The following is a 14,696-nucleotide window of genomic DNA, read 5'->3' as shown; positions in this document are numbered from 1 at the left end:
CCGGACCCTCCTCATAGCACCACCGTCCGGGGAAAGCCCGTCCAGCGCAGCTCGGGCGGCAGATGGCTCTGGTCGTTGAAGACGACGAGCGCGGGAGGCTCGCCGGTCCGGTAGCGGATGACGGTCAGGGCCGTGTTCGCACTGTCCAGGCCGAGCCACCGCGACGGTGGCGCGCCCAGCGCGTCCCGGACGAGCCAGGCGATCGGCGGGGCGTGGCTGATCAGAATCTCGTGAGTGTCCGCCGCCGGACTGCCCGGCACCGGGTCGGCAGTGGCGAACCGAGCAAGCAGCGCGGTAGCCCGACGGGAGGCATCGGCAGCGTCCACGGCGCTCGAGCCGTCGAATCGGCCACGCCAGGCCGACGGCGTCTGTTCGGCGACGGGGATGTAGGGCACGTGATCGGCGAGTTCATCTGCTTCGGCCACGATCGCATCGGGCAGGTGCTCCGCGATGTGCCGCGCGGTCGCGACGGCCCGTGGCACCGGCGAGTGCCAGATGACGGCGGCGGGGACGGCAGCCAGGCGCCGGCCGAGCAGGCTCGCTTGCGCCCGGCCGTCGTCGGTGAGTCCGCCGAGGGCGTCGGCATGGCCGTGGCGGGCGAGGTAGAGATGCCGCGTTCGCATACGCGCCACTCCTCTCAGGTGGGTGGATCAGTCGCCGTGACGGTCCCGGCGGTTCCGTCGACCGTGATGACGGCTCCGTCGCGGAGCACGGTCATGGCCCGCGGCAGGCCGAGCACAGCCGGGATCCGGTACTCGCGGGCGACGATCGCGGCATGGGACAGCACGCCGCCAGTCTCGGTGACGACCCCCGCGGCGACGCGGAACAGCGGCGTCCACGCTGGATCGGTGTACCGGCACACGAGGATGTCACCCGGGCGCAGGCGGCCGAAGTCGGCCGGGCTATGGACGACGCGCGCGACGCCGGTCGCCGAACCCCGGCTGGCCGGTGTGCCGGTGAACGCGCCTGCCGGGTCCGAAGTCAGCAACAGCGCCGCCGGTGGCGCGACGGTGATCGGCCGGGATTGCAGCAGCCAGATCGTTTCGCCGGTGATCGCCCACTCGATGTCCTGCGGTGCACCGGACAGCCCCGCGACGACGTCGCCCAGCCGGGCGAGCCGAACGGCGGTCGCGTCGTCCAGACACGGACGGACCCGGTCCGACCCCGGCACGATGTCACGAACCAACCCACCGGCCCGCCGGTCCAGCCGGACCCGCTTGTCGCCGACGGTCGCGCTGACCACGCCGTCCATCACCTGGTACGCATCAGGTGTGACAACGCCGCCGACCACGCTCGGGCCGAGCCCCCACGACGCCTCGATGGCGGTCGAGCCGTCCGGACCGCCGGTGAACATGACCCCGGCGACGTCGGCGTCGACCAGCCGCTGGATCAGCACCGCCGTCGCCGGTTCGGAGCCGGCGACGTCCTGGTACGCGACCGCCCGAGCGGAGTGCAGCGAAGCCCAGCAGGCCCGGATCGCTTGCGCCACCGCGCCGACACCGCGTACGCCGAGAACGCTGTCGTATTGCCCGGCGGCCGACGCAGTAGCGGAGTCCTCATGCGCAGCCGAAGATCGAACCGCGACCGGTGGATCACCGATCTCGTCCAGCCCCCGCCGCACCGCGTCGAACAGGTCGTCGGGCAGCGCTGCGTCGGCCTCTCCCTCGGCCCGGCGGTACGCGTCGAACGGCACGACGAAGCCGTCCGGCACCGGCAGACCAGCACGCCGGAGTACGCCGAGCGCGGCCGCCTTCGCTCCGCAGCTCGACACGGTGGCCTGCGCCAACGGGACGATCATCGGGACACCTTCAACATAATGTTGACAACAACTTGTTGATTCTGCAGGATCGGCGTCATGCCCCGCAAGCAGGACGCCGCGCGTACGAGTCAGGCCGATCAGGCCCAAGCCCGCGACGAGCGGGAGGCGACCATGCGGCTGGTGCGCCTGGGCGCCGACCAACTCGCCGACCGGCCCTGGCGGCGCGCCCCCGTGCCGCCCTCGGCCGTCGACCTGGCCCACTTCGCCCTGTACCGATCGGCCGACCTCGACACCGACGCCGTGCTGAGCGCACTCACCCTGCTACCCGCCGCCCGAGCCGAAGTCGACGCGCTGGAGAGCGGCTTGCTGTTCGCTGCCCGCAGCGCGGGACTGACGTGGGCGCAGATCGCCGAGGCGATGGGGTTCAACTCCCCACAGGCGTGCCAGCAGCACTTCCACCGACTGGCCGCCCGGCAGGACGCCGAGTCGTGAGCCACGACTCGGCACCCGATCTGCTGGTCCTGCACGCCGTACGCATCCTCGGCTACGCCGACGCCCCAGCGATCGCCGCCCGGTACGCCCTCGACGAAGCGCTCACGCAGGAGCTGCTCGGCGACGCCGAAGCGTACGGCTGGGTGACGCGCACCGAGTTCGCCGGTCTAGGCGGCTGGTCGCTGACCGACCGCGGCCGGCCGGAGAACGAGCGCCGGCTGGCCGCCGAACTCGACCAAGTCGGCGGCGCATCCGAGGTCGGCGAGGTCTACCAGCAGTTCCTGCCGCTGAACACCCGGCTACAACGGGCCTGTACGCATTGGCAGCTACGGCCGACCGACACCGATCCCCTCGCCGCCAACGACCACGACGATCCCGCGTGGGACGCCGCCGTGCATGCGGAGCTGGCCGCCATCGACCTCGCCCTCGGCCCGCTCGCCCGGCGGCTCGGCGACGTCCTGACGCGGTTACGCGGCTACGACGCGCGCTTCGCCAACGCCCGACAGCGAGCCGTGGCAGGCGACGGCGGCTGGGTCGACCGCACCGATGTCGACTCCTGCCACCGAGTCTGGTTCGAACTGCACGAAGACCTCATCGCCACCCTTGGCCTGAGCCGCACCACCGCCTGAACTTGATCATCAGGAGCAGGCCCGAAACGCAGGCCACGGGCACATGATCAAGTTCAGCTCGCCGAGCAGGTAACGGGCGACCGATTCCTTCGTTTACCAACGGGCACGTTGGGCCAGAATGCAGTGGTGACAGATTCCGCAGGCCAACCTGCTCGGCGACCCGGCAGATGGCTCCTCGCCGCGCTCGGGGGCTGGGCCGCATTGGCAGCGTTCTACTACCTGACACTCCCGATCTTCGGCGTATTGGGGTTGCTCGGCTGGCTGGCTCTCGCTGGGTTCTGGTTCTTGGCCGTTGTCACCACCGTCCTCGCGATGGCGGCGCTCATCGGGCGCAACGCCTATGCCAGAGCAGCGGTCACGGGGATCCTGGCGATCGTGGCCGCTGTCGCCGTCTGGCACGCCAATTGGCTGGACATCTATCTCAAGAGCCAGCTCTGGCTGCATCAGGACAGTCTGAGCAGACTGGCCAGCGCCCACCAGGCGGGCACTCTGCCCACAAATACGGCCTTGCCGTGGCAGATCAGGTACCTGTCCATCGACGGCCACGCACACCATCAGACGGGTTCGAATACGGATGCGCTGTACCTGCCCATGTGGGAGAACTGGCGGGGCGAGGCCGGCGGAGGCCTGGTCCACCTGAACGAACCCCCTGACAAAGACACCATCATCGGGACAGCAGCGGGCGGTGTCGGCTGGCCGGATCGGTACCTCGGCAACGGCTGGTGGTGGGTCGAAGGAGGCTGACAAGCGTCGGCCCCCACGGAGCGCGGTTCGCGCCGGATCAGGGTTCTCTGTCGAATCTTGGTGCAAGATCCGACCCAGAACCCTGATCCAGCGCGAAAGTGACCTGCGGAGCGTCAGCCGACCAGCGCGAAAGCGACCTGCGGAGGGTCAGTGCTTATGGGGCGGCGAGTGCCTCGGTGGGCGACAGCCGCGCGGCCCGGATCGCCGGGTACAGGCCGGCCAAGCCGCCGATCACGACCGTGGCGGCCAGACCGCCGCCGCTCGCCCAGGCTGGGACGACCGACGGCCAGTGCTGGTACGCCGCGTACGCCGTGGTGACCGCGACGCCGAGAGCGACCCCGCCGATCCCGCCGAGCGCGGACAGTAGCAGTGATTCGGCGAGGAATTGCAGCCGGATCTGGCCCCGGGTCGCACCTAGCGCGCGGCGGAGCCCGATCTCGGCCCGTCGTTCGAGCACCGAGATGACCATGGTGTTGGCCACGCCCACTCCGCCGACCAGCAGGGCCACCGCGCCGAGCCCGAGCAGCAGCCCGTTGAGCGCCGAGTCGGTGGCTCGGCGTGCGGCGAGGATTTCCGACGGGCGGGAGACGGTGACGTTGCCAGGCGCACGCGGGTTGGCCGTCGGGGCCAGCACGCCGTGCACGGCCTCGATGTCGCGGTCGTCTACTCGTGCGTACACGGTGGTGGCCCGCCCGTCGAAGTGGAACGCGGTCGCCGCCTGGTCCCAGCCGATCAGGACGGCGGTGTCGAGTTCGGGAGCCAGCCGCACCGGCGACAGCACTCCGATCACGGTGAATCGGATGCCGCCGACGAGGATCTCCACCGCCGGGCTGGGCCGGCCGATGCCGAGCCGGGTCGCCGCCGACGCGCCCAGCACCGCAGCCGGGTAACGGCCGGTGGCGTCGTTGAGCCAGGCGCCCCGGCGGACGGTGGCGCTCACGGTGCCCGGCAGGCTGGTCCGGGCGGCCAGCACGCTGAGCGCGTTGGTCTCCACCGTCGGGATCTTGTCGGAGCGGTAGACCCGCAGGCCGGGCACGCGCCCGATCGCGGAGACTCCGGTCACCGGGCCGATCCGGCCGATCATCGCCTCGGCCTCGGCCGGCAGCGCGGCGTCCTGGCCGGTCGCGGTCCGTCCGGTGGAGACGGTCAGCAGGTTGGTGCCCAGCGCCGCAAGCTCCCGGTTCACCTGTTCGCGCGACGAGGAGGAGATGCCGACCACGGCGACCATCGCGGCGATGCCGATCGCGATGCCCAGCGCCGACAGCCAGGCCCGGACCGGACGCGTACGCAGTCCGGCCGCGCCGACCCGAACGACGTCGGCGGGCGCCAACCGGCTCGGGGCGAGCGTGTTCATGCGATCACCCGCCCGTCGTGGACGCGTACGCGTCGGTCGGTGGCGGCGGCGACATCGCGATCGTGGGTGATCACCACGACCGTCGTCCCGTCGGCGTGCAGGCTGCGCAGCAGCGCCATCACCGCTGCGCCGGAGGCTGAGTCGAGGTTGCCGGTGGGTTCGTCGGCCAGCAGCAGCGCGGGCTCGCCGACGACGGCACGGGCGATCGCCACCCGCTGCCGTTCGCCACCGGACAGGGCATGCGGCTCGTGGTCCAGCCGATGTCCCAAGCCGACCCGTTCCAACGCGGTACGCGCCCGCGCCCGCCGCGACCGGGCGGGCACCCCGGCGTACAGGAGGCCGTCGGCCACGTTGTCGACCGCCGGAACGCCCGCCGCGAGGTGGAACTGCTGGAACACGAAGCCGATGCGGCTGGCCCGCAACGCCGACAGCTGGCGGTCGGACAGCCGGGCGACGTCGTGCCCGTCGATCACCACACGACCGGCGCTGGGCCGGTCGAGCGTCCCGGCCAGATGCAGCAATGTGGACTTGCCGGAGCCGGACGGCCCGACGATGGCCACGAACTCGCCCGCCTCGATCGTCAGGCTCGCCCCGTCGAGCGCGCGTACGCCGCCCGCGTACTGCTTGGTCACCTCGGTGAGCGCGATCATCCGGGCATCCCGACGGTCATCCCGGCGGTCAGCCCATCCCCGGTGACCTCGACCCGGCCGTGGGCGAACAGGCCGGGTCGCACCGGCAGGTACCGGGTGGCCGAGCCGTCGACGACCTCGACGCCGTAGCCGCCCTCAGCCAGCGCCACCAGGGCGGCGATCGGGACGGTGAGCACGTTCGCGTGTTCCGCGGCGGTGAAGCCGACCGTGACGACAGCGGCCTCGACCCCTCGGGCGGCGCTCGCGTCGCGCAGCGAGACGACGACTTCGATCATCGTCGTCGGGGCGGCGTCGCCGGTCGTCGGCTGGTCGACCACGGTGGCCACCCGGTCGACGCGGCCGGGCGTCTGGGTGCCGTCCGGCATCCGCACGCTCACCGGTACGCCGACCCGCGCCAGCCGCTGCTCGGTCACCTCCAGGCGTACGGTGATCGTCCGGCCGATCCCGGTGTAGGTGAGCACCGGCTGTCCGCCGCCCGTCGGCTGGTTCACCCCGGCCGTGACCGTGTCGATCCGGATCGGACCGGCCGCGTACAGCACCTGCCCCAGCTCGACCCGGCCGGTCTGGGTCAAGCCGAGTGCCCGCTGCCACCGGCGTACCGCCGCCGCGGTGCTCGCCGAATAGCGGTCGTCGACGTCGAATCCCTGATACCCCAGGGCCTTCAGGTTGGTCTCCAGTTGCCGCACATCCTTGCCCACCGTCCCCGGCCCCACCGCCCGGTACGCCGCGACCGTCCCGTACAGCAGCACGACGGGCCGATCGTCGACCCGGTAGACGGCCTGACCGCGGCTGATCACCGCACCGGTGGCCGGCACCCGCGTGACCACCCCGCCGATCCAGCCGGGCGCCGTGTCGGCGACGCCGTACCCCAGGTCGCCGATGACCTCGACGCTGTCCTGCAACGTCTGCCGGGTCACCTGTGCCGTCTGCGGAGGCAGGTCGCCGGCCGTGCGCTCGGCCGGCCCGGAATCGCCGATGCCGACGGCGGCGGCGGTCGCAGCCCCGGCGACGAGCGCGATCGCCCCGGTCGCCACCGCGGTACGCGTACGGCGGTTCACGAGCTGGGCCGCAACGTCGCCGCCGCCGACGCGTACCACTGGTCGGTGAGCTGATCGCACACGTTCTTCGCCGCCGGGTAGTCGGGGTCCTCGCCGACCTGCTGCGACACCCGGGTCTGCCCCTGCGCGTCGGGGTCCGGATACTGCTCGACGCCGTGTTCGCGCATGCAGCGCGCGTAGCGGCGGCTCAGTTCGGTCTTCAAGTCTACGTCCGGGCCGACCCGTGGCGGCCGCAGGCTCTGGCAGGCCGCGAGGGCCGCGTCCGCCTTCCCCTTGTCGAAGCCCGGCTGGACGTGACCCTCGTCGGCGTCGTCGCCGGTGCCGATCGGGTCGTCCATCGGCACGCCGTGCTGACGCATGCACGTCGTGTACGCGATCAGCTGGTCGTAGTGGCTCAGCGTGCTCGACGGAGCCGGGGTGGCCGTGGCCGTGCCCGCGCTGGCCACCGACGGTCGCCCGTCATCGGTGCAGCCCGCCGCTGCGAGCAGCAGCGGGACCAGCACGATCCCCCATATCCTCGTACGCATCCGTCCTCCTCGAAGTCGAGCCGTTCGCAGCTCGGTAAGGCAAGGCGAGCAATTCGCGGCTCAGTGGAGCAAGACGGCGGCAACACCACGGTCACAGCGGCTGTAACGCTGGTGTAACCGGTCGGCGGCAAGACTGGCGAGGAGGGAGGGTCCGGTGCGCGTACTGCTGATCGAGGACGAGCAGCTGCTCGCCGAGCAGATCGCGGAGGGCCTGCGCGATCACGGCATGGCCGTCGACCTGGCCGGGGACGGGCTGGACGGGTTGCACAAGGCCGCCGCCAACCGCTACGACGTGATCGTCCTGGACCGTGACCTGCCCGGGGTCCACGGCGATCAGGTGTGCACCGCGCTGGCCGCCGGCGAGGCCGAGGCCCGCATCCTGATGCTCACCGCGTCCGGCGAGGCCGCCGACCGGGTCGCCGGGCTGCGCCTGGGCGCGGACGACTACCTGCCCAAACCGTTCGTCTTCGACGAACTGGTGTTGCGGCTGCGGGCGCTGGCGCGGCGGTCGGCAAACGCGCCACGCACATTGCACCGGGCCGGGCTCACCTTCGACACCGCCCGCCGGATCGTCACCCGCGACGGCCGGGTCCTACCGCTGACCACCAAGGAGCTGGCCGTGCTGGAGATCCTGATGAGCGCCGACGGCGCCGTGGTCAGCTCCGAGGATCTCCTGGAACGGGCCTGGGACGAGCACGCCGACCCGTTCACGGCCACCGTGCGGGTCACCGTGGCCCGGCTGCGCCGCAAGCTCGGCGACCCGCCGCTGATCGAGACCGTCGTCGGCGCGGGATACCGGCTGTGAAGCCCACCATCCGCCTGCGGCTCACCCTCGCCTTCGCCGTCCTGCTGCTGGGCACCTGCGCCACGGTCCTGGCCATCAACGACGCCCTGCTTTACAACAGCTTGTACGCGCAGATCAGCGGCCCGAGCCAGGAACAATCACAGCCGAAGCCGACTTCGGCGCCACAGAACGATTTCAGCGACGACCTGGCCGACAAGGACGCGCGGAAGGCGCAGGCGTTGGCGGTGCAACAGGCGCTCGTGACGGAACTGCGTGCTGGCGCCCTACGCAGCGCGGCCGGTCCGTCGGCGATCGCGCTGGCCGTCGCCGGGCTGCTCGGGCTGGGCATCTGCTGGCTGGTCGCCGGCCGGATGCTGCGCCCACTGCGTACGCTCACCGCGGCCACCCGGCGCATCTCGCAGGACCGGCTGCACGAACGCATCGCCCTGACCGGGCCGCGCGACGAGCTGAAGGAACTGGCCGACACCTTCGACGAGATGGTGACCCGGCTGGAAGCGTCGTTCACCAGCCAGCGGCGGTTCGTCGCCGACGCCGCGCACGAGCTGCGTACGCCGCTGGCCATCGTGCGTACCGGGGCCGAGGTTCAGCTGGCGCGACGCGACAGCACGCCCGCCGAATGGGAGGCGTCGGCCCGGCGAGTGCTGTCGGCGGCCGGGCGCGCCGAACGACTCCTCGACGGGCTGCTCGCCCTGGCCCGCAGCGACAGCGGCGTGCTCGCCGCCGAACCGCACGACCTGGCCGTCGCGGCGGCCACCGCGCTCGCCGACGCCGACGACGAAGCCGAACAGGCCGCGCTCACAATCACCAGCGATCTGCGGCCGGCACCGGTCGTCGGCGACCCGCCGTTGCTGGACCGGCTCGTGGCGAACCTGATCTACAACGCCGTACGCCATAACCACGACGGCGGCTGGGTGGCAGTCACCAGCACTCACGATGAGGCCGAAGTGTCGCTCACGGTGAGCAACAGCGGCGCGATCGTCCCGGCGGCCGACGTCGACCGGCTGTTCGAACCGTTCCAGCGCCTACCGGCGCAACCGGCGACCCGACCGGCGGCCGTCCGCTCGACCGGACTCGGGCTGGCGATCGTGCGGTCCATCGTGCGGGCGCATCGCGGGGCGATCACGGCGACTCCGAACGACGGCGGCGGACTGACCGTCGTGGTACGGCTTCCAGTCCATGATCATGGTCAATTCCCCGTCGCCATGGCGATACAGAACTGACCATGATCATGGAGCGCCGCGATCGGGACGCGCCATGATCATGGAGCGCCGCAGTCACAAGTGAGCCGGCAGCGACACCGTGACCAGCAGCCCGCCATCAGCCCGGGGCACCGCCGTGACCGTTCCACCGTGGACGGACGCGATCGAGGCGACGATCGCCAGCCCCAGGCCGAGCCCGTCCCGGGCGGTGCCGTCGTGCAGCCGCTGGAACGGCTTGAACAGATCATCGGCCCGCTCCGGCTGCACGACCGCACCGGTGTTGGCCACCTCCAGCACCGCCCGGTCGTCGTCGACCCGGGTGCTGATCCACACCTGACCGCCGGGCACGTTGTAGCGCACGGCGTTGTCGATCAGGTTCGCCGCGAGCCGTTCCAGCAGCACCGGATCGCCGGTGGTGACGGCCGGTTCGAAGTCGGCGTGCACGGCGCGGTCGCCGCAGCCGACGCCGTCGAGGGCGTCCTCGGTCGCCGTGGCGAGATCCACCTGATCGCGTACGGTCAGGCCGTGATCGTTGCGGGCCAGCGTGAGCAGCGCACCGACGACCGCCTCGGCCTGATCCACCCCCGTACGCACGTCCCGCCCCATCGCCAGCAGCTCGTCGGCCGTCGGCGCCGGTTTGGCCAGCACGACGTCGACGGACGCGCCCATCACCGCCAGCGGCGTACGCAGTTCGTGCGAGGCGTTGGCGATGAACCGCCGCTGACTGACGAAGGACGCCTCCAGCCGGGCCAGCATCGCGTCGAACGTGTCGGCCAGCTCCCGCAGTTCGTCGTGCGGCCCGGCCAACCCGACCCGGGCCGACAGGTTGTGCTCCGACGCCGCCTGCGCCGCCGCCGTGATCTGATGCACCGGCCGCAGCATCGCCCGGCGACGAGCCACCCGGCCAGCGCCGCGAGCAACGTCACCACCACCAGCGTGATCACCGAGTACTGCAGGAGATGCGCCAGAGTGGCGTCGCGCTGCGTCACGGCTCCCGCCCGCACGCCTTCCTGGAACGCCGACTCGCACTTGTGCCGCAGGTTCTCGTCCGTCGTGGTGTCGAGGATCTGCCGGCAGTAGTCGATGAACGCCTCGGGATGCTCCATGAAGTAGACGTCCTGGCCCTCGGCCGCCTTCCCGGCCGGGGCGGTCGACGACGGCGGTGCGACGGCCGACAGGCTCGCGACCAGCGCGTAACTGACGCCCACGACGATCGCGCCGAAGACGAAGAACACCGCCGAGTACAGCAGGGTCAGGCGTACCCGGATCGACAGCCGGTTCACAGCCGATACCCCCGTCCGACGACGGTCTCGATCAGCGGCGGATCGCCCAGCTTGCGGCGTAATCGGGTCATCGTCACCGACACGATGTTGCTGAACGGATCGGCGTGCGCGTCCCACACGTGCTCCAGCAGATCCTCGGCGCTGACCACTCCCCCGTCGGCCGCCGCCAGCATCTCCAGGACGCCGAACTCCTTGCGGGTCAACGACAGCGCGCGCGTCCCCCGGCTGGCGCGATGCCGCGCCCGATCCACCACCAGATCCGCGCGGCGCACCAGCGGCGGGGCCGACGGCGCGCGGCGGGCCAGCGCGCGTACCCGCGCCACCAGTTCGTGGAACGCGAACGGCTTGCCCAGGTAGTCGTCCGCGCCCAACTCCAGGCCGTCGACCCGATCGTCCACCTCGGCCGCCGCGGTCAGCATCAGGATCCGCGCGGGGCCGCCCGCGAGCGTGCGGCACACCTGATCGCCGTGCACCGCGGGCAGGTCGCGGTCCAGGATGATCACGTCATACGCCGTGAGCCCCGCCTCGGCCAGCGCGCTCGCCCCGTCATGGACCAGGTCGACGGCCATCCCGGCGTCGCGAAGCCCTTCGGCGACGCGGACGGCCAACGTCAGGTGATCCTCGGCGACCAGCACCCGCATGCGGGCAATTGTGCGCCGGGCGAGATGACATCCGCCCGACATCGCCGGTAGCGCCCGTGTCATCGGCGTACGCGTAGACACCGATGCATGAGACGAATCCTCCTCATCGCCGCAGCGGCGGCGCTCGCCACACTCGCCCTGGCCGCGTGCAAGAGCAGCGACGGCGACGGCATCGCGACCGTGCAGGGCACGGCGTCGCCGACCCCGACCGCCTCGTTCGAGCCGGACCGGGCGGGGTTCGCCAGATGCATGCGCGAGCACCACGTCAACATCCCCGATCCGGTGGCGGGCCAGCAATGGCAGTTGAACAAGCCGGACAATGTGACCCGCGAGCAATTCGAGGCGGCCGCGAACGCCTGCCAGAGCTTCCTTGGCGAAAGCATCCTCGGCCAGCCCCCGTCTCCGGAGGAGATGGAGAAGCTGCGCGCGTTCGCGGTCTGCATGCGTGAACACGGTGTCGAGATGACCGATCCGCTGCCCGACGGCAACATGAAGATCAACGGCCGGCTGGGACAGCTCAACCGTACGCAGCTCAACGCCGACCCGCAGTTCCGGGCGGCCGAGGACGCCTGCAAGCACCTGCTGCCCGTCGACGACGGGAAGAAGAAGTGAAGCGGCCGTTGCGTACCGGCCTGGTGACCGGATCGGCCGCGCTGGCCACCGCCGCCGTGGCCGCTGCCGCACTGGGCATCGGCGGTGGAACCGAGACACCGAAAGGGAACACGCCTCAGCAGGCGACCACCCCCGTCACCCGGACGACCCTGGTGCAGTCCGAAGAGGTCAATGGAACGCTGGGTTACGGCACCGCGACGCCGGTCAGCACCGCCACGGGGGCGGTGCTTACCTGGTTGCCAACGCCGGGCACGACCATCAGCCGGGGCCGGGCCGTCTACCGCGCGGACAACCTGCCGGTCGTGCTGTTCTACGGCACGCTGCCGCTGTACCGGCCGCTGCACGTGGGCGACACCGGCGCGGACGTGAAGGAGATCGAACGCAACCTCGCCGCGCTCGGCTACTCCGGGATCACTGTGGACAACCGCTACACGGCAGCGACGGCGTCCGCGGTGAAGAAGTGGCAGAAGGCGCTGGGGCTGAGCCAGACCGGCGTGCTCGACCCGGCGACGGTCGTCGTCGCACCGGGCGCGATCCGGATCGCGGCCGTGCAAGCCCATCCCGGCGACCACGCCAACGGCCCGGTCCTGTCCTACAACGGAACGACACGGGTGGTCAGCGTCGCGCTCGACGTCGCCCTGCAGAACCTCGTCAAGGCCGGCAACCCGGCGAAGATCACGCTGCCCGGCGGGCAGCAAGTCGACGGCGTACTGGCCACGGTCGGCACGGTCGCCACCCCGGGGGAGGACGCCAACCACCCGGCGACGATCGCGCTGACCGTCACCGTCGCCGATCAATCGAAGCTCGGCGGGCTCGACGAGGCGCCGGTCGTCGTCTCGATCACCTCGGCCAAGGCGGAGAACGTGCTCACCGTGCCGGTCGCCGCGCTGGTCGCCCTGGCCGAGGGCGGTTACGGCGTCCAGGTCGTCGACGTGGCCGGCAGCCACTATGTGAAAGTGCAGCTGGGCATGTTCGCCGACGGACGGGTGGAGATCACCGGCGACGGCTTTTCGGAGCAGACCCAGGTGGGGGTGCCGTCGTGATCGTCCTCGACCAGGTCGGCAAGACCTATCCCGGTGGCGTGACGGCGTTGCGCGACGTGACCCTGACCATCGACGCCGGGGAGCTGGTGTCGGTGGTCGGCCCGTCGGGCTCGGGCAAGTCCACTCTGCTGCACCTGCTCGGCGCGCTGGACACGCCAAGCACCGGCACCGTACGCATCAAGGGCGCCGACGTCGCCCGGCTGTCCGACACCGACCTGTCGGCATTGCGAGGTCGCGTCATCGGCTTCGTGTTCCAGCAGTTCCACCTTGCGTCGGGCGTACCAGCTGTGGAGAACGTGGCCGACGGTCTGCTGTATGCCGGGGTCGGGCAGCGCGAACGACGGCGGCGGTCCGCTGAGGCGCTGGATCGCGTGGGCCTGGCGCATCGGCTGGAGCATCAGCCGCATCAGCTGTCCGGCGGCGAACGGCAACGGGTCGCGATCGCGCGGGCCGTGGTCGGCTGGCCGGAGGTGCTGCTGGCCGACGAGCCGACCGGCAACCTGGACTCGGCGGCGGGCGCGGAGGTGATGCGACTGCTGCGGGAGCTGAACGCGGACGGCACCACGGTCGTGGTGATCACCCATGACAAGGACGTGGCCGCCGGGCTCGACCGGCAGATCAAGGTACGCGACGGGCAGGTGCTGTCATGACCGCTCCATCGCGTCTACTGCCCCGCGACGTGCTGCGCGTCGGCGCGGCCGGATTGCGCACCCGCCCGCTGCGGGTCTTCCTGTCCGCGCTGGGCATCGCGATCGGCATCGCCGCCATGGTGTGCGTGGTCGGCATCGCCAGCTCCAGCCGGGCCGGACTCGACCGGCAGCTCGCCGCGCTGGGCACCAACCTGCTGCGGGTCGAACCCGGCCAGACGATCCACGGCGACGCGTCTCACCTGCCGGCCGAGGCGGTCGACATGGTCCGCCGCATCGGCCCGGTCGAGTCGGCCAGCGCCACCGCCCGGCTGCCCGACGTGCACGTGTTCCGCAGCGACAAGGTGGGACAAGGCGAGACCGGGAACCTCACCGTGTTCGCCGCTCGCAACGACCTGCTCGACACCGTCGGCGGCTCGCTCGCCAGCGGCGCGTGGCTCAACCCGGCCATCGAGAAGTTCCCGGCCGTGGTACTCGGCGCGGCCGCCGCCCAGCGGCTCAGCGTCACCCGGGCCACGCCCGACCTGAAGGTCTGGTTGGGCGGGCAGTGGTTCACCGTCGTAGGCATCCTGCACCCCGTGCCGCTCACCCCCGAACTGGACTACGGAGCGCTGGTCGGCTGGCCGGTCGCCGTGGCCCAGCTGCGGTTCGACGGCTTCCCGGTGACGATCTACACGCGTACGCGGGACGAGTCGGTGATCGCCGTCAAGGGAGTGCTGGCGCGGACGGCGAACCCGGAGCACCCGAATGAGGTGCAGGTGTCACGGCCGTCGGACGCGTTGACCGCCAAGCAGGCCGCCGACGCGACGCTGACCGCGCTGCTGCTGGGACTCGGCGCGGTGGCGTTGCTGGTCGGCGGCGTCGGTGTGGCCAACACGATGGTCATCTCGGTCCTCGAACGGCGGGCAGAGATCGGGTTGCGGCGGTCCCTCGGCGCGACGCGGCGGCACATCCGGCTGCAGTTCCTGGCCGAATCGCTGCTGCTGTCGGGACTCGGCGGCACCGGCGGTGCGGTGCTCGGCATCGGTGTGACCACGGCGTACGCGTCCTATCAGGACTGGCCGGCGGTCGTGCCGCCGTGGGCCTCGGCTGGTGGACTGGCCGCCACCCTGATCATCGGGGTGTGCGCCGGGATCTACCCGGCCTGGCGGGCGGCCCGGCTCTCCCCCACCGAAGCCCTCGCCGCCACCTGACGCCCCGCACTCGCGCCGTTCGGCCGCTTTTTGCGGCCGCTTTTAGCGGCAGATCATGGA

General features: G+C 71.4%; 17 protein-coding genes. 9 read left to right on the top strand and 8 right to left on the bottom strand.

Annotation, left to right across the window (positions count from 1 at the left end):
* Positions 1-11 precede the first annotated feature (11 nt).
* Both HDA40_RS34325 and HDA40_RS34320 read right to left on the bottom strand, forming a co-directional pair.
* Positions 12-623, bottom strand: coding sequence for a histidine phosphatase family protein (locus HDA40_RS34325; protein WP_253761946.1), 612 nt, complete (start codon positions 621-623; stop codon positions 12-14).
* A gap of 14 nt (positions 624-637) precedes the next feature.
* The gene (locus tag HDA40_RS34320; RefSeq protein ID WP_253761945.1) at positions 638-1,798 is read right to left on the bottom strand and encodes a PEP/pyruvate-binding domain-containing protein; all 1,161 of its coding nucleotides are present in this window, start codon (positions 1,796-1,798) and stop codon (positions 638-640) included.
* A 57-nt stretch (positions 1,799-1,855) separates the two neighbouring features.
* Here HDA40_RS34320 and HDA40_RS34315 point away from each other — a divergent pair, with 57 nt between their 5' ends.
* The 3 genes from HDA40_RS34315 (at position 1,856) to HDA40_RS34305 (ending at position 3,624) form a co-directional block, all read left to right on the top strand.
* Positions 1,856-2,251, top strand: a complete 396-nt coding sequence (locus HDA40_RS34315; protein ID WP_253761944.1) for a DNA-binding protein — start codon at positions 1,856-1,858, stop codon at positions 2,249-2,251.
* Positions 2,248-2,880, top strand: coding sequence for a transcriptional regulator (locus HDA40_RS34310; RefSeq protein ID WP_253761943.1), 633 nt, complete (start codon positions 2,248-2,250; stop codon positions 2,878-2,880). The genes HDA40_RS34315 and HDA40_RS34310 overlap by 4 nt, the downstream gene beginning before the upstream one ends.
* A gap of 201 nt (positions 2,881-3,081) precedes the next feature.
* Positions 3,082-3,624 (top strand): hypothetical protein, encoded by a 543-nt coding sequence (locus HDA40_RS34305; RefSeq protein ID WP_253761942.1) that lies wholly within the window; start codon positions 3,082-3,084, stop codon positions 3,622-3,624.
* Positions 3,625-3,778: 154 nt separating this feature from the next.
* Here the strand turns inward: HDA40_RS34305 and HDA40_RS34300 are convergent, their stop codons facing one another.
* From HDA40_RS34300 to HDA40_RS34285, 4 genes are read right to left on the bottom strand one after another with little or no spacing between them, the layout of a single operon-like run.
* A complete protein-coding gene (locus HDA40_RS34300; RefSeq protein WP_253761941.1) occupies positions 3,779-4,978 on the bottom strand; it encodes an ABC transporter permease in 1,200 nt (399 codons plus the stop codon).
* Positions 4,975-5,628, bottom strand: a complete 654-nt coding sequence (locus HDA40_RS34295; protein ID WP_253761940.1) for an ABC transporter ATP-binding protein — start codon at positions 5,626-5,628, stop codon at positions 4,975-4,977. The genes HDA40_RS34300 and HDA40_RS34295 overlap by 4 nt, the downstream gene beginning before the upstream one ends.
* Positions 5,625-6,746 (bottom strand): peptidoglycan-binding protein, encoded by a 1,122-nt coding sequence (locus HDA40_RS34290; RefSeq protein WP_253761939.1) that lies wholly within the window; start codon positions 6,744-6,746, stop codon positions 5,625-5,627. Before HDA40_RS34290 ends, HDA40_RS34295 begins: the two co-directional genes overlap by 4 nt.
* A complete protein-coding gene (locus HDA40_RS34285; RefSeq protein WP_253761938.1) occupies positions 6,683-7,213 on the bottom strand; it encodes a hypothetical protein in 531 nt (176 codons plus the stop codon). The genes HDA40_RS34290 and HDA40_RS34285 overlap by 64 nt, the downstream gene beginning before the upstream one ends.
* Positions 7,214-7,367: 154 nt before the next feature.
* Here HDA40_RS34285 and HDA40_RS34280 point away from each other — a divergent pair, with 154 nt between their 5' ends.
* Both HDA40_RS34280 and HDA40_RS34275 read left to right on the top strand, forming a co-directional pair.
* A complete protein-coding gene (locus HDA40_RS34280) occupies positions 7,368-8,018 on the top strand; it encodes a response regulator transcription factor (protein WP_253761937.1) in 651 nt (216 codons plus the stop codon).
* Entirely contained in the window at positions 8,015-9,238 is a 1,224-nt protein-coding gene (locus HDA40_RS34275) for a sensor histidine kinase (RefSeq protein WP_253761936.1), read from the top strand. Before HDA40_RS34280 ends, HDA40_RS34275 begins: the two co-directional genes overlap by 4 nt.
* Positions 9,239-9,292: 54 nt before the next feature.
* On the opposite strand, the gene HDA40_RS34270 is transcribed toward HDA40_RS34275, so the two are convergent.
* Together HDA40_RS34270 and HDA40_RS34265 are read right to left on the bottom strand one after the other, a co-directional pair.
* Positions 9,293-10,087, bottom strand: a complete 795-nt coding sequence (locus HDA40_RS34270; protein ID WP_253761935.1) for a HAMP domain-containing sensor histidine kinase — start codon at positions 10,085-10,087, stop codon at positions 9,293-9,295.
* Positions 10,088-10,496: 409 nt separating this feature from the next.
* Positions 10,497-11,141 (bottom strand): response regulator transcription factor, encoded by a 645-nt coding sequence (locus HDA40_RS34265; RefSeq protein WP_253761934.1) that lies wholly within the window; start codon positions 11,139-11,141, stop codon positions 10,497-10,499.
* Between the two features lie 87 nt (positions 11,142-11,228).
* Here HDA40_RS34265 and HDA40_RS34260 point away from each other — a divergent pair, with 87 nt between their 5' ends.
* The 4 genes from HDA40_RS34260 to HDA40_RS34245 are packed head-to-tail and all read left to right on the top strand — an operon-like array spanning position 11,229 to position 14,636.
* On the top strand, positions 11,229-11,753 hold the full coding sequence (locus HDA40_RS34260) for a hypothetical protein (protein ID WP_253761933.1): 525 nt from the start codon (positions 11,229-11,231) through the stop codon (positions 11,751-11,753).
* Positions 11,750-12,796, top strand: a complete 1,047-nt coding sequence (locus tag HDA40_RS34255) for a peptidoglycan-binding protein (protein WP_253761932.1) — start codon at positions 11,750-11,752, stop codon at positions 12,794-12,796. The genes HDA40_RS34260 and HDA40_RS34255 overlap by 4 nt, the downstream gene beginning before the upstream one ends.
* Positions 12,793-13,446: an ABC transporter ATP-binding protein gene (locus HDA40_RS34250; RefSeq protein WP_253761931.1), complete on the top strand. Its 654-nt coding sequence runs from the start codon at positions 12,793-12,795 to the stop codon at positions 13,444-13,446. The genes HDA40_RS34255 and HDA40_RS34250 overlap by 4 nt, the downstream gene beginning before the upstream one ends.
* Entirely contained in the window at positions 13,443-14,636 is a 1,194-nt protein-coding gene (locus tag HDA40_RS34245; protein ID WP_253761930.1) for an ABC transporter permease, read from the top strand. The genes HDA40_RS34250 and HDA40_RS34245 overlap by 4 nt, the downstream gene beginning before the upstream one ends.
* Positions 14,637-14,696: the final 60 nt, after the last annotated feature.

It is taken from the genome of Hamadaea flava (genome assembly GCF_024172085.1).
Classification (GTDB): domain Bacteria; phylum Actinomycetota; class Actinomycetes; order Mycobacteriales; family Micromonosporaceae; genus Hamadaea; species Hamadaea flava.
This window is presented reverse-complemented; position numbering and strand designations above follow the sequence as displayed.

Bases quoted from the DNA above. Each gene is read 5' to 3' on its own strand.
- HDA40_RS34320 (WP_253761945.1), bottom strand. From the start codon at position 1,798: ATGATCGTCCCGTTGGCGCAGGCCACCGTGTCGAGCTGCGGAGCGAAG.
- HDA40_RS34265 (WP_253761934.1), bottom strand. From the start codon at position 11,141: ATGCGGGTGCTGGTCGCCGAGGATCACCTGACGTTGGCCGTCCGCGTC.
- HDA40_RS34260 (WP_253761933.1), top strand. From the start codon at position 11,229: ATGAGACGAATCCTCCTCATCGCCGCAGCGGCGGCGCTCGCCACACTC.
- HDA40_RS34245 (WP_253761930.1), top strand. From the start codon at position 13,443: ATGACCGCTCCATCGCGTCTACTGCCCCGCGACGTGCTGCGCGTCGGC.
- HDA40_RS34325 (WP_253761946.1), bottom strand. From the start codon at position 623: ATGCGAACGCGGCATCTCTACCTCGCCCGCCACGGCCATGCCGACGCC.
- HDA40_RS34315 (WP_253761944.1), top strand. From the start codon at position 1,856: ATGCCCCGCAAGCAGGACGCCGCGCGTACGAGTCAGGCCGATCAGGCC.
- HDA40_RS34285 (WP_253761938.1), bottom strand. From the start codon at position 7,213: ATGCGTACGAGGATATGGGGGATCGTGCTGGTCCCGCTGCTGCTCGCA.
- HDA40_RS34295 (WP_253761940.1), bottom strand. From the start codon at position 5,628: ATGATCGCGCTCACCGAGGTGACCAAGCAGTACGCGGGCGGCGTACGC.
- HDA40_RS34300 (WP_253761941.1), bottom strand. From the start codon at position 4,978: ATGAACACGCTCGCCCCGAGCCGGTTGGCGCCCGCCGACGTCGTTCGG.